This window comes from Gordonia sp. C13, from assembly GCF_023218005.1.
Taxonomy (GTDB): Bacteria; Actinomycetota; Actinomycetes; order Mycobacteriales; family Mycobacteriaceae; genus Gordonia; species Gordonia namibiensis.
Window position 1 is genome coordinate 117,146 of sequence record NZ_JALPSY010000005.1, and the last position, 18,344, is coordinate 135,489.

The following is an 18,344-nucleotide window of genomic DNA, read 5'->3' on the forward strand; positions in this document are numbered from 1 at the left end:
TACAGGCGGGAGTCCCATGGCCCACAACGATCTGACGTTCACCATCGGACGTGAGGAGCTGGTCGTACGGCAGCGCTGGGAGACGGCCAGCATCGCCAACGATGCGCTGATTGCGGTCTGGTTCGTGGTCGGCAGCATCTTGTTCTTCTGGGAGAGCACGTCGCTCGTCGCGACGTGGTTCTTCCTCGTGGGAAGCATCCAGTTCCTGGCCCGCCCGGTGATTCGTCTGCGCAGGCGTATTCATCTCCGCCGGTTGAGGGGAGACCGCTACACCGACGACGCGCAGGACTACTGACACGCGGGACCGCTCAGCTCGCCACGACCTGTGGCGTGAGGATCTTGATCATGTGGTTGCTCCAGCGGAGCTGACGCAGGGTGTCCGGGTGGCAGTCGGAGACCAGGTCCAGCAGGTCCGGCTTCTTCAGTGCTTGAGCGCTCTGTCCCAACATGACCCAATCGACCGACACGCCGGCCGTCGTCTGGTGGAGGCTGCGCAGGTCGGCGAGAAGAAGCATCGCTGGTTCCGGCCGGCTTCCGAACAACTCGCTGACCTTCTCCTGCGCCGCGCCGGTACGGGCGGTGGTCCGAGGTTCGGGGTCCAGGTCGATTCCGAGCCCGGCCGCAGCGTCGGAGATCTTCTCGAGGTGTTCCCGCGACCAGCGCGCGAGGTCCTGTGCGACGTGACGCACCTCGTGGTCGGCGGCGTGGCGGTGGGCAAGAGCGTCCAGGTCGATGGCCAGGGCGCGCTCGGCGCGGTGTAGTTCGCGCAGTACGAGTCCGAGTTTGGTCATCGTAGGTTCTCCTCGTCGTGCTCGATCCGCGTCAGATCGGCTGCGCCGGTTTTGAAGATGGGCTGCTTGGATGCAGGGTCCCAGTCGGTGGGGGTCAGTTCGTTCGCGGCTCGAGCATGGGTGGCTTCCCGGTCCGCGCCGGCGTGCTCGTCGACGTCCCAGTAGCCGTAATGGAAGGGTACGAACAGAACACCGGGCCGGATATCGGTGATGCGTGCCGCTGCGGTGATCGTGCTCCGGGGACTCGAGATCTCGACGAGGTCGCCGTCTCGGACACCACGCTGGGCGGCGTCGTGCGCGGAGACCTCGACCCAGACCTCCGGTGCGGCCTCGTTCAGTTCCGCAGCACGGCCGGTCTTGGTGCGGGTGTGGAAGTGGTACACCGTCCGCCCGGTGATCAGGGCGAGCGGATGGTCGTCATCCGGTGTCTCGTGCGGTGGGATGAACTGTGCCGCTTTGATGATGGCGCGGGCGTCGGGATTCAGGGCCCGGTACTCGGTGGGTTCGAGAGGTGTACCGGTGACCAGGTCCTTGCCGTACGCCTCGCAGTAGTCCGGTGCGCTCCAGAACTTGCCGTCCGCGTAGAGTCGCTCGGTACCGTCGGGAGCGTCCTCGTTGCAGGGCCACTGGACTCCGCTGCGTTCGCGGAGCAACGCGTACGACAGACCGCTGTAGTCACACGGCCGTCCTGTGCTGCACTTCCGCCATGCGTCGAAGGCGCTCTCGGCATCGGTCCACTGCGGCAACGGGTTCCCGTCTCGGTCGCGGAAGTCCATCCGCCGGGCGTAGTCGAGGAAGATCTCGAGGTCGGCCCTCGCCTCGCCGGGTGGCTCGACCGCTTTCTCGGACAGATGCACGGTGCGGTCGGCGTTGGTGAACGTTCCCGTCTTCTCTCCCCATCCTGCGGCGGGCAGGACGACGTCGGCGAGTTCCGTGGTCTCGTTGACGAACATGTCCTGGACCACGACGAACAACCGTTCTTGCGCGAGGATCGACCGGATACGCGCCAGTTCGGGAAGGGACACAGCGGGATTCGTCGCGGAGATCCACAGCATGCGCACCGTTCCCTGTTCGGCGTAACGGAACATCTGCATCGCATGCGTGGGCGGCCCGTAGTGCGGGATCTGGTTCTTGTCGATGTTCCACAACCGCGCCAGCTCCGCGATGTGATCGTCGTTGGCCCAGTTACGGAATCCGGCGAGATCGCCGTCGGCGCCGCACTCTCGGGTGTTCTGGGCGGTCGGTTGTCCGTTCATCTGCAACAGACCGCATCCGGGGCGGCCGAGCATTCCGCGGATCAGGTGGAGGTTGTTGACCTGAACCGCGGCAGCGGTCGCCTGATGCGACTGGTAGAAACCCTGCAGAACCGTCGACAGGAGCCGCTCGGCGGTGCCCAGTGTGTGGGCCGCCGTGCGCAGGTCGTCGGCGGATACTCCGCAGACGTCGGCGACGACCTCCGGCGGATACTGCTCGACGCGGCGTCGGAGTTCGTCGAAACCCACTGTGTGCAAATCGATGTAGTCCTCGTCGATCCATCCGTTGGCGATGATCTCGTGCAGCAGTCCGTTCATCAGGGCCACGTTGGTCCCGGGCAGCGGGGCGAGATGGACCGTCGCGTGCCGTGCGACCGGCGTGGGGCGCGGGTCGACGCAGACGATCTGCGGAGGGTTCGGTCCGGCAAGCCGGTCGAGGATTCGCATCCAGGTGACCGTCTGGGTCTCGGCGATGTTGTGACCGAAGAGCGCGATCACGTCGGCGTGGTCGATGTCGGTGTAGCTGCCCGGTTGACCGTCGCTGGCGAACGATTCCTTGAGAGCTTCAGCGGCGGTGGCGGTGCACAGCCGTGTGTTGCCGTCGACGTGGTTGGTGCCGATCGCACCATGGGCGATCACGCCGAGTGTGTAGTACTCCTCGAGGAACAGCTGGCCCGAGGTGTAGAAGCCGATCGCCGACGGTCCCTGGTCGTCGAGCAGTTCACGAGAGCGCTTGACGATCCGATCCATCGCCACGTCCCACGAGCACTCGACGAGTTGCCCGTTCTCCCGGATGCGTGGGCGTGCCAACCGGTCGCGAGACGAACTGGCCTGCCACCCGTACAGGTCCTTCACGTCGACACGGCCGTGGTTCACCCGGTCGTCAGCACGCCCGCGCACCCCCACGATGCGATTGTCGGCCACCGCGATGTCGAGCCCGTCGCCGTTGGAATGCAACACCGACGCCGTCCGGACCCACCTCTCGACCGTCTCCGTGGTGACGCCGTCGGCGAGGTGCTGGTCGACGCGGGTGGGCCAGTCCTCACCTGGACCGTACGGAGTGCGCTGACCCCAGGGGTCTTGGATTCTGCTTGTCGCATCACTGCCGGACATATCCGGGCGGGTACCCATTGCTATCAGTTTCATTCCGGGGTACCGCGGGTACGCGTTTTCCAACTGCCATCGACGGGGAGAAACCATTGACGACTGTCACCGAGATACTCGAGGCACATCCTGTCCGCGACGACATCGATGACGCTGTGCTCGCGGCCTGCATCCAGGCGTGCGCCGAATGTACGCAGGCCTGTACCTCGTGCGCGGACGCATGCCTCGGCGAGAGCGGCGTCGAGCATCTGGTCGAGTGCATCCGCGCCGACCTCGACTGCGCCGACCTGTGTTCCATCACCGAACGAGTGCTGCTCCGACGCACCGAGGCCAGCATCGCGGTGGTGCGGGAGACGCTGGAGGCGTGTGCGGTCGCGTGCCGGGCGTGCGCCGACGAGTGCGCCAAACACGCCGACATGCACCAGCACTGCCGTATCTGCGCCGACGTCTGCCGACGCTGCGAGGAGGCCTGCCGCGCGCTGTTGGACGTCATCGGCTGATCGGGCTCGAACCCCGCCGCCGGCGATCGTTATGGATGCGTTGTCGGCCGGGCACGATCCGACGTCGATGGTTGCCGTCGGACGGGCCTGGGTAGGCAGACGAATACGGTCGAGAGAGGCGCCACATCAGCGGCGCCCCGGTCGAACCCGACAGTGAGGAGAGAAGAACATGGCTCAGTACCGCGTCGTGGATTCCGACGAAAAGGTCATCGAGGAGAAGGATTTCGATGACGCCACCAGTGCATACGACTGGTTCAAGACCGTCGCCGCACCCGAGGACAGCCTCGGCACCGTCATGCAGGTCCATGACAACGGCGAGTGGAAGAACTTCGAGGTGTCCGACGGCGGCACCAACAAGCACCCCTCTGCCGACGCGGAGTGATCCCGAGGCCGGCGGGCGGCTGCCTCAGCAGCCTCCCGTCGGTCGTCCGGCGAACCGGTTGTCCAGGAATGCAAGAGCCTCGACGCTCCACGGGATGAACGCCGCCGTGTGTGACAGACCGCGGTATTCCGTGAAAGTCGTGGGCACACCGCGACGACAGAAACTTCCGGCCAGACGTGCGACGTCGGCCGTGATCATCACCCCGTCACCGACGCCGTCGGAGTTCCCGACTCCCAGCATCATCGGCGACCGCGGGGTACCGAGCGTCCCCATGACGTTCTTCGAGAGCGCCCGGCGTGCACCGGGAACGTCGAGGATGCCACCGACCCCGGGCTTCAATAGCTGACGGTCGGTGAGCCCCGGGTACGCGTCGGCGAACTGTTCGATGCACTGCCCCGCCACCTGACGCAGGATGCGGGTGCCTTTCGGGGACAGGTAGTCGGGCAGGTTCAGGCCGTAGGTCTCGTTGTAGACCGCCATCAGCGCCGGGATGACTCCGGTCCAGTCCTGCTTTCCGTTGACGTAGCCCAGGTTGTGGATGGGATCGACGACCACTCCACCGGCGGCTGCCCCGATGATGTTGAGTTCCGGTGCGTACTTCGGCGCCAGCTCCGCACCGAACCCGGTCGGTACCGACCCGCCCGAGTAGCCGAACAATCCGATCGGCGTTCGTGCCGGGGCACGGAGCTGACGCAGCGTCGCCCGGAGACCGTCGAGTGCGGCGTAGCCGGATTCGCGCGCGATCGTCCAGCGCAGACCACGTCCCTCGTAGTCGGGCACCGACACCGTGTACCCGGCAGCCATCAGACCGGCGATCAGGCTGATATCGATCGGCCGCTCGGACATGTTGCCGCCGCGGAGGGTGTACGACGGGTCGCACTGGGAGCCGAGCGCGTCGTAGAAGGAGTGGTAGGACACCAGACGACGCGGTGCCCCCGGCCCGACACCCGGCGGAGAGATAACGGTGGTGACCGTCGACGTCGGGTTGCCGAAGTTGTTGGTGCTGCGGTACAGGATCTGCGTCGCGAAGATCGGCACATCCCCTCCGCGCCAACCGAGTTGGACCTGGCGGGTGCGCAGTATCGCGCCCGGCGCGCGGTTCTCGTAACCGCGGGGCGGGACGTAGAAGGGGTCCTGCGACGGGAGTTGACCCGGCGCCGCAACGGGGTTCGGCACCGGCGCGGCGGTTGCCGGTTGGGCCACCAGGCACAGGGAGACCCCCAGGCCGATCACGGAGGTCAACGTCACCAGGAACCGCAGCATCAGGCGCATGAGCAGTAATGATGCCGTTGTTGCCGGATATCGGGCGGGTTCCGGAGCATACCTGGCACAGTTCAGCCGACCGGTGTGCTCTCCCCCGCCCGTTCGACCTCCTCGACGACCGGCGACATGGCGACGACCACCGCGCCGATGACGGCGGCGATGAACGCGATCACTGCGACCGGCCCCCACCCGTCCCGGACGGTGTCGCCGAGGACGACGATCCCGATCACGCCCGGCACCACGGTCTCGCCGACCACCAGCGACGCCGACGCCGCGCTCACCGCTCCCTTCTGCAGGGCGACCGTGAACATGTAGAACCCGCCCGGCCCGGCCAGGATGATGGCGTACAGGGCCGGGTCGGTGAACAGTTCGCCGAGATCGAAGGGGTCGAGGCCGTCGAGAATTCGGACCGCGACGGCGAGAACACCGAACAGGACACCACCGGACAGGCCGGCCAGAACGGCGACCCGGCTCTGCATCCGCGGCAGGATCGCCGCCCCGAGCCCGAGGATGATCACCGCCGCGACGAGCACAGCCCAGTGCAGCCACCATTCGTGCTTACGTCCCTCGTCGCCGGCCGCGAATCCGAGCAGCACCAGCGCCACCACGACAACGCCGATCGCGATCCAATCGCGCTGCGACAGCTTCGCTTTCAGCACGATCGTGGCCAGGACCACCGTCACCACCAGGTTGGCGCTGACGATCGGCTGCGCGAGGAACAACGGGATCATCCGCGCCGCTACCATGTTGCCGAGAAATCCGATGCCGTCCAGCGCCATTCCCGCGATGAACGCCACCGTCAGCATGGCCGAGATGGTCGACCGCAACGACGGCGCCTCACCCAGCCCGGCACCGGTGTCGTCGACGCTCTGCGCGCCCCGTGCTTGCAGCACCGAGGCCGTTCCGTAGGCGAGCGCCGCGAAGATGGCGGCGAGGATTCCGATCAGCATCGGATCAGTATCCCCGCTTCAGCCTGAAATTCCGTCAGAGACCGGGACCTTCGGCACGCAAGTTGTCCACCTCGTCCATTGCGGCACGCAATTTGCCCAGCCACTCCTCGGTGTGGGCGCCGACGAGCTTGACCGACCAGGCCAGTGCGTCGGCCCTCGAGCGGGCGACCCCGGCGTCGACGAGGGTGTCGAGAACGCGCCGTTCCGGCTGACGGAGCCGTGTCATGACCGGTACCGCGAGGTGGGTGAACAGGACTCGCTCGTCCCCGACGGCGACACCCCACGAGACCTTCCGGCCGTAGCGGGCCTGCGCCTCGTCGGCGATCGACATCCGTTCGGAGCGGGTGTCCTCGCGGAACCTCGCCGCCCGCCCCTGCGCTGCAGCCCGTGCGTCAGCATCGTCGCTGGTCTCCGGAGGTTCCAACGTTCCGATGACGGTGATCTCGTCACGGTCGACGGTGACCTCGGCCGGTCCGGAGAACCACGCGTCGGGCAGGCGGCCGGCGAACCAGGCGGCGGCGTCTCCGGCGTCGGGCAGTTCGGCTTGCTGCCAACCTCCTCGACGACCGCCCGGCCCTCGGTTTCCCTGTTGTGCGTTTCTCATGGCCGCCTCCTCGCGCGGGCGTATTACGTGATTACAGTGTTACACCCGTTGCGGCGAGAAGTCACGAGCTTATTTGCCGGTTCTCGTCAGGCGCTGATGGTGTCGAGTTCGGCGATGTCGTCGTCGGTCAGCTGCAGTCCTGCACCGGCGATGTTCTCTCGCAGGTGGGCGCTCGACGATGTCCCCGGGATGAGCAGGATGTTCGGCGAGCGCTGGAGCAGCCATGCCAGAGCAACGGACATCGGCGTCGTGCCCAACCGCGTGGCGACGCCGGACAGCGCTTCGGACTGCAGCGGCGAGAATCCACCGAGCGGGAAGAACGGGACGTACGCGATGCCGTCGGCAGCGAGCTCGTCGATGAGAGCGTCGTCGCCGCGGTGGGCGAGGTTGTACATGTTCTGTACGCAGACGATCGGGGCGATGGAGCGTGCCTCCGCGACCTGCTCGGCGGTCACGTTGCTGACCCCGAGGTGTCGGATCAGCCCTTCGCGCTGCAGGTCGGCGAGCGTTTCCATCCCCTCGGCGATCGAACCCTCTTGCAGCCCCAGCGTGTCGCCCATCCGCATGTTGACGAGGTCGAGCACCTCGACGTCCAGGGCGCGGAGGTTCTCGTGCACCTGTTTACGGAGATCCTCGGGTGTCCGCGCCGGCGGCCAACCACCCTCGGCATCCCGGTTGGCGCCGACCTTCGTCGCGATGAACAACGACTCGGGATACGGGTGCAGCGTCTCTCGGATCAGTTCGTTGGTGACGCGAGGTCCGTAGGCGTCGCTGGTGTCGATGTGGGTGATGCCCTGCTCGACGACCTCGCGGAGCACGGCGCGTGCCGCTTCGGGGTCGGCGGGCGGACCCATCACCCACGGCCCGGCCAGTTGCATTGCGCCGTAACCGAAGCGCGTCACGGTGGTATCGCCGAGAGTCCAGGTGCCGCCGGGGAGTGCGAGAGAAGTGTTCACGATCATGCTTTTCGTTCGGGCTGGTGAGTCAGTTCTTGAAGAAGTCGAGAAGGTCGGCGTTGATGGTCGCGGCGTTGACGGTGCACATGCCATGCGACAGACCGGGATACACCTTCAGTGTCGCGCCGGGGACGAGCTCCACCGACAGTTCGGCGGAGTCGGCGATGGGGACCACCTGGTCGTCGTCACCGTGGAGGATCAGCGTCGGAACGCCGATGGCCTTCAGATCCTCGGTGAAGTCGGTCTCCGAGAACGCCTTGATCCCGTCGTGGTGCGCCCTCACGCTGCCGGCCATGCCCTGACGCCACCAGTTCCAGATGACGCCTTGCGAAACCTCGGCGCCCGGGCGGTTGAATCCGTAGAACGGTCCCGACGCGACGTCGAGGTAGAACTGCGAGCGGTCGCCGGCGACCCCGTCGCGGAAACCATCGAAGACCTCGACCGGCAGGCCACCCGGGTTGGCTTCGGTCTGCACCATGATCGGCGGAACCGCCCCGATGAGAACGGCTTTCGCAACGCGATCGGCACCGTGGCGTGCGATGTAGCGGGCCACCTCACCACCGCCCGTCGAGTGGCCGACATGGATGACGTCGCGCAGGTCGAGATGTTCGACGACCGCCGCGGCGTCAGCAGCGTAGTGGTCCATGTCGTGGCCGTCGCCGACCTGCGTCGAGCGTCCGTGGCCGCGGCGGTCATGTGCGATGACCCGGTAACCCTGCTGAACGAAGAACAGCATCTGGGCGTCCCAGTCATCGGAGCTGAGGGGCCAACCGTGGTGGAACATGATCGGCTGACCGCTCCCCCAGTCCTTGTAGAAGATCTCGACCTCGTCGGTCGTGGTGACGAATGGCATGGCGGATTCCTGACGGTCGTGCCGGTGACGGCGTTGGTCGATGACCGCTCAAGCGTCGCCCGCGGGAGGGATTCATAGCCTCCGTCAAGTGACTGCATTCCGATTCCTGGACCGACTCAGGTCAGTAGGACTTCAGAAGGGCGGAGGTCCGTCCATCTGCTGACGTCGCTCGCGTTCCCGCTGGTTGCGGGCACGTTCGGCTCGCCGGCGCGCGTGTTTGTGTGCGAGCCGGTTGGGTGTGGGTGGGGTGTCGTCGCCCGCGATGACCCGTGGTGTGGGTGGGGCTTGGGGTGGTTGTTCGTAGCGGATTCGCCGCAGGTTGGGGAATGAGTCTTCGAGGTTTTCGGCGTCGCCGGGGATGACGAATCCCTCGGGGGTGCGGTATTCGGTGACCAGGCGCCCGTCGTCGTCGCGGTACTGGACATCGATCCAATCGCCGAAGGTCTTGTGCAGGTGCCCGAACCGGCACTTGGCGTTGAGATTCTCGCTCGACGTCGCGCCGCTCTGGGTGGGGTTGGTGCGGTCGTATTCGGTGATGTGGTCGAGATCGGAGTCGAAAGCCGAACATCCGCAACCGGGTTCGGTGCAGTAGCCGTCACGAACACGCACGAAGTCGGAGCACGCAGCGGTGGGTCGATACGGATCGGCGGATTGTGCACCGGGATAGACGATCACCATGTCTGCCGGCGGGGCATCGGCCGATCTCGGCTCGACGGGGCTATCCGGACCGTCGGAAGTCTTTGTCGTCGGCCGCTCTGCGACAACGCGCGTCGGTGCGGTGCGGACCGGGGTGACGGGTGTGATGGTCGCGTCGGGCCGCTCGGCGAGGTCGCGGACGTGCTCGTCGGAGACGATGCCGTGGCCGTCGACCCAACCGATCCCTGGTGCCCCGGCCAGAGTGGCGGCGTCGGTGACGACGTGGATGACGGCCTCGGTGCTCACCGACCGGACCACCTTCGCCGGGTCGGGGATCTCGGCGTCACACTGCTCACGTCGGCATTGGCAGTCGAAGACGGTGCCGGTCAACAGCGCGAACATCGCATCAGAGTTGCGCTGATTACGATTCCGGCCGTCCTGGGCACACACGGTGTCGGCGAGGGCTTTCACCGCTTTCGCGGCGATACGGATCTTTTCGGCAGCCATGACACCGGTGATCTCACCGGTGCCGTCGGTGAAGTTCTCGATCCACATACCGCGCTTGTCCAGCGCATCGCGACGACGCTCCCGCACCGCGTCGGGGTCATGGCGGAACACCAACCGGTCGACCATGTCCCGGAGTTTCGGTTTGGTCCAGGCGCCCGTACGGTGGCGCAAGATGGACTCGATCTCGGTATCGAGGTCGGCGATGGTCGCCGCGTCGGAGATCAGATCGGTGCGCGAGATGATGGTTTGGATCAGCTGCCGCGACAGGATGCCGTCGCGCAGGGTGGTCAGTACTTTCGGTAGCCGGTCGCGCAGGGCGAGGGCTTCACCGACCCACTGATCGGCCTGATAGCGGGTGATGGCGGCTTCGCGGCACAGGCGGGTGACCATCTCGCTGTAGCGGTCGATGAAGAACCCGCCCGCGGTCTTGATGACGAGTTGGTCGTAGACGGTGACGATCGATTCATATCGGCACCACGCCAGGTAGGACTCGCCGTGGCGGATCGCGCGGAGCCGTTCCATATGGGTTGCGGTAGAGGATGATTCGAGGTGGGCAGGATCGACCCCGGCGAGAAACCCGCCCGGTAGATCGGTCCACCTGCTCACGCTGCCCCCACAACGTCTACAGCCCAACCTGGACGGCTGAATCTGTTACCGACCAATCTAGATCAACCCACCGACAAGAACGGATCGTCATCCACAGGAGCCGGTAGACAACACCCTGTGTGGCAGACGGTTACATCATTGCCGGTCGGCATCCGCAGATGCGTCGAGCGCATCACGAAGCGCTGCCCGCGAGGTGATCCCGAGTTTGGGGAACACCCGGTACAGATGCGACGAGACAGTGCGTGGCGACAGGAACAACCGCTCGGCGATCTGGGGGTTCGACAGACCCGACGCCGCCAGTCTCGCGACCTCGAGCTCCTGCGGGGTGAGTTCCGACCCGGACTGCGCCCGACTCATCCCTGTGGCGCGCAGCTCGGTGTTCGCACGATTCTCCCATGAACGAGCGCCGATGTCGGCGAACAACTTCCGCGCAGCGTCCAACTGCCGGCGAGCATCACGTGCCCGACCCTGACGACGAAGAACCTCACCGTACGCGAGGTGCACTCGACCGATCTCGAAGGGCCACTCTTCGAGGCCCGGGATCGTCAGGGTCTCCTCGTGTATCCGTACGGCCTCGTCGGGTTCTGACACCGCCGCACTACACAATCCGGAGATGAGAGCCAACCGCGACGAGATGCGTTCGAGGCCGGCCGACCGGAACGCTTCGGCGTGTGCACGGGCCTCGTCGATCCGCCCGGTGCGCACTGCGGCCTCGATGAGATCTGGTGCAGCCCATACCGCCTCGGGATTGAATCGGGCGAGCTCACCAGGTGTGCACACCACCACCGTGTGGCGGTGAGCCGCCTCGAAGTCGGCGACTCCGAGTGCCGCCCTGGCCCTGGCGAAGTGGGCACATTTCACGAGCCGGTGCACCCGGCGAGGACCGGACCAGCCCCAGATCCGCTCGCAGTGTTCGATGGACTCGTCGAGGTCCCCGCGCTCCGCGGCAGCCATCGCCGCGGCGTAGTGCCCCACCTGGGCCCACAGCGGGTACCCGGTCCTCTCGGACAGTGTGACGAGCTCTGCTGCGGCATCCGACGCCGCTGAAAGCCTTGCAGCATAGAGATGATCGAGGGCAAGGTAGATGAGACCAGGCATGCTCTATCCGACCGCACCGCCGTCACGGATGACCCGCGTTACAGACTCCCGGCATCCGGGCAGGCGATCGACGTACGAGGCGACCAGTGCGGTGCGGATCACGATGTCGGTGTCGCTCTCATCGCGCAGACGGTCGATCGCCGCGTCGAGGCGCCGCAGCTGCTCGTTGTCCATCGAGCCGAGATCATGGTGGACGCGGGCCAGCGTGGCTGCGGATGCCGGTGACGGGTCGGGGAATCGCCCGACGAGGTCCATCAACGGCTGCCAGTACTCGCGACCGCCGAGATAGTCCGCTGCGAGGGTGAGCGTGAAGAGAGCGTCCTCGACGTCGCCGGTGCGCGGACCGTCGACGGACGTCGCAGCCTCGAGCGCAGGCATCAACATGGTGTACGCGGTGTCGGCGTCACCCTCGGTGACGAGGACGAGAAGCGCGGCCGCCGCGGTGGCGCCGATCGGTTGGCCTCCGGGAACACCCTTGATCGCGTCCAACAGTTCATGAGAGGTGTCGAGTTCACCGGCGGTCCAGGCGGCCACGTAGGCGGCTTGCGACAGCCGCCGCCTCCCGTCTCCGGTGTCCGGGCTCAACTCCGCCGCCCGCCGCAACAGCGCGACCGCGCCACCCGGATCTCCTCGACGCAAGCGGGTCTGGGCCGCCACCTCGACCACCGAGGCCACCGACTCATCAGGAGTGGTCGTCGACTTCGCCAAGTGGACGCCACGACGGTCGGGCCGGTCGGCCAGCACGTCCGCGAGGCGCCGGTGCGCGGCGCGCCGCTGCTCTGCGGTGGAACCGTCCACCACCGCCGACCTGACCAGCGGATGCCGGAACCGCATCGTGTGATCGTCCTCCGCGACGATCACCAGGTGATCGCGTTCGGCGGGGGCCAGGTCGTCGAATCCTTCAGGCGCAATCGCCGATTGGAGGATGCGGAGATCGCCGGAACCCTCGAGGGCGGCCAGCAGGAGCAGGTCGCGGGTCCGATCGGGTAACCGACCGATCCGAGCGCTGAAGAGTGCGTTGACATCTCGGGCCGGCCCGCCCACCCAGCCGGCACGCTCACCCGATGCGCCCGTGGTCCCGGCGAACTCGAGCAGTGCCAGCGGATTGCCCTGCGCGTCGTCGGCCACCGAGGACAGCACTCGCTTGGGCAGATGAGCGAAACGACGCGCGAGGAGGCGGAGGGAGTCCGCATCCGTCAGTGGGGCGACGTCCAGTTCGGCGACGCCGGTCGGCCGGAGTGCACCGTCGGGTCCCGACCTCCGGACCGCCAGAACTCCGATCCGCCGCCCGAGCACCCGCCGGGCGATGAAGCCGATCGCGGCGATGCTCGGTTGATCCACCACGTGCAGATCATCGATCACGAGTAGAAGAGGATCGTCGGCCGCGGCCTCGGCGAACAACCCCAACGCAGCGTTCAGGACAGCTATCTGACTGGGGGCGTTGCCGGCTCCGAGACCCAACGCCACCTCGAGAGCAGCGCGCTGGGACTCCGGGAGACGGTCGAGCTCGGCCGCCAGCGGGAGGACCAGCTGATGCAGGACAGCGAAACCGAGCTCGGACTCGAACTCGATGCCGCTCCCGCGGATGACGCGCATACCCGCGTCGGCGGCGGTGTCAACGGCGGCGTCGAGCAGCGCGGTCTTGCCTACCCCGGGATCGCCGGTGAGCAGCAAAGCGGCGCCATCGCTCCGGGCGTCGTCGAGAAAGGCTCGGAGCGCGGCGAGTTCGGCGTCCCGCCCGACCAGCCCCGCTCGCGTATCACCCATGGCTGCCATTCCCCGACCTGTTCCCGTCCTACCCGAAGACCACGTCCTGCCCGATGTCCAGATCCGCAGTATCCCACCGGAGCCAGGTGATCGAATCCGTGCCACCCCGGCGCCCCGCGCAGGCTAGCGGGGTCGGCCCACTTCCCGCGGCGGATGTCCATACCCGCGAGGCGCATTCGTGGCGTCGGCGGTCTCCACCGCGGTGACGGCACCCGACGACGCGAGCACCACTCCGCCGCCGACTGCCGCGACGAAGGCGACGATCGCGACCGGTCCCCAGCCGGCGCGCGTGACGTCGCCGAGGAAGGCGATGCCGACCGCGCCCGGGAGCACCGTCTGCCCGACGACGAGAGCTGCCGCGGCACCGTTCACCGAGCCGGTCTGCAGTGCCACGGTGAACAGGTAGAAGCCGCCGATCCCGCTGAGCAGCAACCCATACAGAGCCGGGTCGGTGAACAGCACGGTGAGGTCGAGGGGGTCGATGCCGTCCAGGATTCGAGACGCCACCGCCATCACACCGAACACCGCGCCGGCGATGAGACCGGTGACCGTGGCGATGTGGGTCTTCAAGCGGCGCATCACGATCAGACCGAGGAGGATCAGCGCGGGCCCGGCGACCAGCACGGCCCAGCGCATCCATGCGGTGTGGTCCACCCCCTCGCGGCCTGCCGACACCGCCAGCAGGATCAACGAAGCCACGACCACCGCACCGGCGATCCAATCACGCATGGTGAGGCCGACTTTCAGCACGACCATGGCGAGCAATGCCGTGGCGACCAGCCGGGCCGAGATGATGGTCTGCGACAGGAACAGCGGGATGAGCCGCGCCGACATGATCGTCGCGATGAACCCGATGATGTCGAAGACGAACCCCACCAGGAACGGCACCGTCAGCATGGTCAGCGCGGTGGACTTCAGCGACGGGTGGGCCGCCGCGGACCGTCGACGCTCCTCACGGATGGCGGCGCGCTGCGAGACCTGCTCGGCGCCGAGCGCCTGCAGGACGGCCGCGGCGGCGAACGCCAGCGCACCGATCACCGCGATGACGATCCCGCTGGTCATGACGCAGGCTCAGATCAACGAGGTGTGAGAACGTCGGTGCCGACGAACTTCGCGAGCTCGGGCGGCAGTTTCACCGAACCGTCGGGCTGCTGGTGGTTCTCGAGGATGGCCACCAGCCAGCGGGTCGTCGCGAGCGTGCCGTTGAGCGTCGCCGCGGTCTGCGGCTTCCCGTTCTCGTCTCGGTAGCGGATCGAGAGGCGACGGGCCTGGAACGTCGTGCAGTTCGACGTCGACGTGAGCTCCCGGTAGGTGTTCTGCGTGGGAACCCATGCCTCACAGTCGAACTTGCGCGCGGCCGACGACCCGAGATCGCCACCGGCGACGTCGATGACGCGGTAGGGCACGTCGATCGCGGCCAGCATGTCCTTCTCCCAGCCCAGCAGACGCTGGTGCTCGGCCTCGGCGTCCTCGGGCTTGCAGTAGATGAAGCCCTCGACCTTGTCGAACTGGTGCACGCGAATGATGCCGCGGGTGTCCTTGCCGTAGCTGCCGGCCTCGCGGCGGAAGCAGGTCGACCAGCCGGCGTACCGCTTCGGACCGTCGGACAAGTCCAGGATCTCGTCCATGTGGTAGCCGGCGAGCGGCACCTCCGAGGTACCGACCAGGTACAGGTCGTCGTCCTTGTCGAGGTGGTAGACCTCGTCGGCGTGGGCGCCGAGGAAGCCGGTGCCCTCCATGACCTCCGGCCGCACCAGGACGGGCGGGACCATCAGCGTGAAGCCGTTGGCGGCAGCCTTCTGCGCGGCCATGTTGAGCAGGCCGAGCTGCAGGAAGGCACCCTGTCCGGTGAGGAAGTAGAACCGCGAACCCGACACCTTGGCGCCGCGTTCCATGTCGAGCAGGCCGAGCGACTCACCCAGCTCGAGGTGATCCTTCGGGTTCTCGATCTCGCGGGGCTCACCCACGTGCTCGAGGACCACGTAGTCGTCCTCGCCGCCGGCGGGAGCCTCGGGCGCGACGATGTTGGAGATCGCGCGGTGCGCCTTCGCGGCGGCCTCGTCGGCCTCGGACTGACGCGCGACCGCGGCCTTGACCTGCTCGGCGAGTTCCTTGCCCTTGGCGAGCAGCGCCTGCTTCTCGTCGCCCTGCGCCTTACCGACCTGTTTCCCCAGAGCCTTCTGCTCGGATCGCAACGTGTCGGCGTCGACGATGGCCGCACGACGGGCCGCGTCGGCATCGAGCAGGGCATCCACCAGGCCGGGATCCTCGCCGCGGGTGCGCTGCGAGGCACGGACCAGATCCGGGTCGTCACGAACAATCTTCAGGTCGATCACGCCTTCAAACCCTACTGGAGCGCGCGATGCGAACCCGATCACGCCACCGAGGTGAAACCCGGGCCCGGCCCGCGGGTCAGCTCCAGAGCGCCCGGAGATCGTCGCGACCGAACATCGCGGCGGCGTCGGCGGCCGACGGGGTGCCGCCGTGCGGGTCGGCCCCGGCGTCGACGAGCAACCGGACCACATCGTCGAATCCCTTGAACACCGCACCGGCCAGCGGGGTCTGCCCGCGGTCGTTGGCGAGGTCGGGATCGGCGCCGCGCGACAGCAGAACCGTGACTGCCGATGCGTGCCCGTGATAGGCCGCGAGCATCAGCAGCGAGTCGCCGGACTGGTTGCGCAGGTTCACCGGCACCCCGGCGTCGACGTACCCGCCCAGCGTGGCGGCGTCGCCGGAGCGGGCCATCTCGAACAGTCGGGTGGCCAGTTCGACCAGCTCGGGGTCCGGTGGGGCGTCGGGGCCGGGTGCGGGAGAGGAATCGGCGGGCATCACCGAGAGTGTAGGCAGCCCTCGCCGCGCGACCCGTTGTCCGCATCGGCTGATGCGGGTGTGCCCGGCCGGATCGACCAGGCATGATGGATCCCGATGAACGAGCCCGACCCTGACCGCGACCAGCCCGACCACGACGCGCCCGACGCCATCGACGACGACTTCACCGCCGTCGATCCGGTCGAACCGCGCGACGAGCCGGTCCAGGCCGCCACCCGGCCCCCGCGGTCCGCCACGCGCAATCCCGTCTTCGTCGTCCTGGCCGCCATCGTCGTCGGCGCACTCGTCGCCGGCGGTATCGCCTTCGCGATGGGTGTCTTCGACGACTCCGGCAGCGTGGGCGGCAGCAAGGTCGGCGAGGGCGAACGCCTCGTCCAGAATGCCTTCACCCAATCGGTGGCCGGCGACTGTCTGGACTGGCCCGAGGGCAACCCCGGACAGCCGACGGCGGTCGAATGCGCGCAGAAGCACCGCTTCGAGGTGGCCGGCGGCATCGACACCTCCCTCATCCCCGGCGTCGAGTTCGGCGAGGACGCGCTGTGGCCCGGGCCCGAACGCTTCGCCGCCATCCGCGACGAACAGTGCCCGGTCATCGTCGACCAGTACCTCGACGGCCGCCTCGACCCTCAGGGCCGCTTCTCGGTCGGCATGATGTACCCGTCGCAGGCCCAGTGGGACAAAGGCGCCCGGCAGTTGCGTTGCGGAGTCCAGGAAGACGGCGCCGACGGTCAGCCCGTGCAGTTCTCCGGCCGCGTGGCCGACCAGAACCAGTCGTATGTGTGGCCCGAGGGCACCTGCATCGGCATCGATCCGGAGAACCGCAACCCCACCGGATTCCCGGTGAACTGCGCGGAGCCGCACGCCTTCCAGACCACCGGCATCGTCGACCTCGCGGTCCGCTTCGGCGACCGGATGTCGAACAAGCCGTGGCCCGCGACCGGCGCCCAGAACAACTACCTCGGCACGATCTGCCCGAAGCAGGCCGAACGCTTCGCCGGTGGCGCAGATGCCCTCGACAAGACCACGCTCAACGTCCAGTGGTCGGTACTCAGCGAGCCGAGCTGGCTCGTCGGCAGCCGAAAGGTGGTCTGCTATCTCGGCCTGCCCGACAAGCGCGGCGGATTCGCCACCCTCGTCGGCGACGTCAAGGACGGCGCGCTGCTGATAAACGGCAAGGCGCCTGTCCCGCCGCCCGCCGCTCCGCCCGGTCGCGCCCTCCCGACGCCGGTGCCGCTCCCGCCGGGAATCGCGCCGAACCCCGACCAGGCCCCCGCACCGGCGGGCTGACCCATGGCCGTCCCGATGTCCGACGACGAGTTCGACGGGCTGGTCTCCGACGCATTGGACACCATCCCGTCGGAGCTCACCGGCGCGATGAACAACGTCGTCATCCTCGTCGAGCCGTACAACCCCGAGGAACCCGACATCCTCGGGCTCTACCAGGGCGTGGCGCTGACCCTGCGCGACCACGACTACGGCGGATTCCTGCCGGACACCATCACGATCTACCGGGACCCGATCCTGGCGATGTGCAATTCGCGGGACGAGGTGGTGCACGAGGTCGCGGTCACCGTCATGCACGAGATCGCCCACCACTTCGGGATCGACGACGCCTGGCTGCACGCCAACGGCTGGGGTTAGAACCCACTCCCCGAACCCCAGGTCAGGCGGGATGTTTCATCGTGGCCGGAATGCGGAATACCCAGATTCCGATGTCCAGCCCACATCCAGGAGTTCCGCCATGTCCACCGATGCCATCGTCATCCTGAAGGACGACCACAAAGAGATCCGCAAACTCTTCCGCGACTTCAGGTCCCAGGGCCCGAACGCCACCAAGACCAAGGGCAAGATCGTCGACAAGATCATCGAGGCCCTCACCGTGCACACCTACATCGAGAACGAGTGCATGTATCCCGAGATCCGCAAGCGGGTGCCCGATCTCGAGGACGACATCCTCGAGTCCTACGAAGAGCACCACGTCGCCGACGTCCTCGTCGTCGAGCTCGCCGCGCTGAAGCCGGACTCCGAGCGGTTCGACGCCAAGACGACCGTGCTGATCGAGAACGTCGAGCACCACATCGAGGAAGAAGAGGATGAGTGGTTCCCGAAGGTGCGGGAAGCCCTCGGCCGCAAGGATCTCCAGGAGATCGGTGAAGAGATGCTCCGACTCAAGGAGAAGGCACCACGACGCCCCTCTCAGCCATCGGCGCTGAAGAAGACGGTCGACGCGATCATCAAATAGCGG

Annotated in this window: 19 protein-coding genes; 6 read left to right on the forward strand and 13 right to left on the reverse strand. The window is 67.2% G+C overall.

Annotated features, from left to right (window positions below; translation table 11 throughout):
* Window positions 1-16 precede the first annotated feature (16 nt).
* Window positions 17-295 carry a YrhK family protein gene (locus tag M1L58_RS06510; protein ID WP_248658263.1) on the forward strand — a complete coding sequence of 93 codons (279 nt, stop codon included), beginning with the start codon at window positions 17-19 and terminating at the stop codon, window positions 293-295.
* Window positions 296-308: 13 nt separating this feature from the next.
* Here M1L58_RS06510 and M1L58_RS06515 read toward each other — a convergent pair whose 3' ends face one another.
* On the reverse strand, window positions 309-791 hold the full coding sequence (locus M1L58_RS06515; RefSeq protein ID WP_248658264.1) for a hypothetical protein: 483 nt from the start codon (window positions 789-791) through the stop codon (window positions 309-311).
* On the reverse strand, window positions 788-3,157 hold the full coding sequence (locus M1L58_RS06520) for a molybdopterin oxidoreductase family protein (protein ID WP_248658265.1): 2,370 nt from the start codon (window positions 3,155-3,157) through the stop codon (window positions 788-790). Before M1L58_RS06520 ends, M1L58_RS06515 begins: the two co-directional genes overlap by 4 nt.
* An 86-nt stretch (window positions 3,158-3,243) precedes the next feature.
* Here M1L58_RS06520 and M1L58_RS06525 point away from each other — a divergent pair, with 86 nt between their 5' ends.
* Both M1L58_RS06525 and M1L58_RS06530 read left to right on the forward strand, forming a co-directional pair.
* On the forward strand, window positions 3,244-3,648 hold the full coding sequence (locus tag M1L58_RS06525; RefSeq protein ID WP_006867045.1) for a four-helix bundle copper-binding protein: 405 nt from the start codon (window positions 3,244-3,246) through the stop codon (window positions 3,646-3,648).
* A gap of 169 nt (window positions 3,649-3,817) precedes the next feature.
* Window positions 3,818-4,030 carry a hypothetical protein gene (locus tag M1L58_RS06530; protein WP_006867044.1) on the forward strand — a complete coding sequence of 71 codons (213 nt, stop codon included), beginning with the start codon at window positions 3,818-3,820 and terminating at the stop codon, window positions 4,028-4,030.
* 24 nt (window positions 4,031-4,054) lie between these two features.
* Here the strand turns inward: M1L58_RS06530 and M1L58_RS06535 are convergent, their stop codons facing one another.
* From M1L58_RS06535 to M1L58_RS06585, 11 genes are all read right to left on the reverse strand, one after another.
* Window positions 4,055-5,302 (reverse strand): lipase family protein, encoded by a 1,248-nt coding sequence (locus M1L58_RS06535; RefSeq protein WP_248658266.1) that lies wholly within the window; start codon window positions 5,300-5,302, stop codon window positions 4,055-4,057.
* Window positions 5,303-5,364: 62 nt separating this feature from the next.
* A complete protein-coding gene (locus tag M1L58_RS06540; RefSeq protein WP_248658267.1) occupies window positions 5,365-6,243 on the reverse strand; it encodes a DMT family transporter in 879 nt (292 codons plus the stop codon).
* 34 nt (window positions 6,244-6,277) lie between these two features.
* Entirely contained in the window at window positions 6,278-6,847 is a 570-nt protein-coding gene (locus M1L58_RS06545; RefSeq protein ID WP_248658268.1) for a hypothetical protein, read from the reverse strand.
* An 86-nt stretch (window positions 6,848-6,933) separates the two neighbouring features.
* Entirely contained in the window at window positions 6,934-7,809 is an 876-nt protein-coding gene (locus tag M1L58_RS06550; protein ID WP_248658269.1) for an aldo/keto reductase family oxidoreductase, read from the reverse strand.
* Between the two features lie 22 nt (window positions 7,810-7,831).
* On the reverse strand, window positions 7,832-8,656 hold the full coding sequence (locus M1L58_RS06555) for an alpha/beta fold hydrolase (protein ID WP_248658270.1): 825 nt from the start codon (window positions 8,654-8,656) through the stop codon (window positions 7,832-7,834).
* Window positions 8,657-8,788: 132 nt separating this feature from the next.
* Window positions 8,789-10,405 carry a DUF222 domain-containing protein gene (locus M1L58_RS06560; protein ID WP_248658271.1) on the reverse strand — a complete coding sequence of 539 codons (1,617 nt, stop codon included), beginning with the start codon at window positions 10,403-10,405 and terminating at the stop codon, window positions 8,789-8,791.
* 135 nt (window positions 10,406-10,540) lie between these two features.
* Window positions 10,541-11,503 carry a helix-turn-helix domain-containing protein gene (locus tag M1L58_RS06565; protein ID WP_248658272.1) on the reverse strand — a complete coding sequence of 321 codons (963 nt, stop codon included), beginning with the start codon at window positions 11,501-11,503 and terminating at the stop codon, window positions 10,541-10,543.
* A 3-nt stretch (window positions 11,504-11,506) separates the two neighbouring features.
* Window positions 11,507-13,270, reverse strand: a complete 1,764-nt coding sequence (locus M1L58_RS06570) for an AAA family ATPase (RefSeq protein WP_248658273.1) — start codon at window positions 13,268-13,270, stop codon at window positions 11,507-11,509.
* A 123-nt stretch (window positions 13,271-13,393) separates the two neighbouring features.
* On the reverse strand, window positions 13,394-14,332 hold the full coding sequence (locus tag M1L58_RS06575; protein ID WP_248658274.1) for an EamA/RhaT family transporter: 939 nt from the start codon (window positions 14,330-14,332) through the stop codon (window positions 13,394-13,396).
* Window positions 14,333-14,346: 14 nt separating this feature from the next.
* Window positions 14,347-15,606: a serine--tRNA ligase gene (gene serS, locus M1L58_RS06580; RefSeq protein ID WP_006868059.1), complete on the reverse strand. Its 1,260-nt coding sequence runs from the start codon at window positions 15,604-15,606 to the stop codon at window positions 14,347-14,349.
* 76 nt (window positions 15,607-15,682) lie between these two features.
* The gene (locus M1L58_RS06585; protein WP_248658275.1) at window positions 15,683-16,099 is read right to left on the reverse strand and encodes an ankyrin repeat domain-containing protein; all 417 of its coding nucleotides are present in this window, start codon (window positions 16,097-16,099) and stop codon (window positions 15,683-15,685) included.
* Between the two features lie 96 nt (window positions 16,100-16,195).
* Here M1L58_RS06585 and M1L58_RS06590 point away from each other — a divergent pair, with 96 nt between their 5' ends.
* The 3 genes from M1L58_RS06590 to M1L58_RS06600 all read left to right on the forward strand — a co-directional run bounded on the left by M1L58_RS06590 (window position 16,196) and on the right by M1L58_RS06600 (window position 18,341).
* On the forward strand, window positions 16,196-17,386 hold the full coding sequence (locus M1L58_RS06590; protein WP_248658276.1) for a septum formation family protein: 1,191 nt from the start codon (window positions 16,196-16,198) through the stop codon (window positions 17,384-17,386).
* Window positions 17,387-17,389: 3 nt separating this feature from the next.
* On the forward strand, window positions 17,390-17,740 hold the full coding sequence (locus tag M1L58_RS06595; RefSeq protein ID WP_005199266.1) for a metallopeptidase family protein: 351 nt from the start codon (window positions 17,390-17,392) through the stop codon (window positions 17,738-17,740).
* 100 nt (window positions 17,741-17,840) lie between these two features.
* Complete coding sequence (locus M1L58_RS06600) at window positions 17,841-18,341, forward strand: hemerythrin domain-containing protein (RefSeq protein ID WP_006868056.1); 501 nt, start codon at window positions 17,841-17,843, stop codon at window positions 18,339-18,341.
* The last annotated feature ends 3 nt before the right edge of the window (window positions 18,342-18,344 follow it).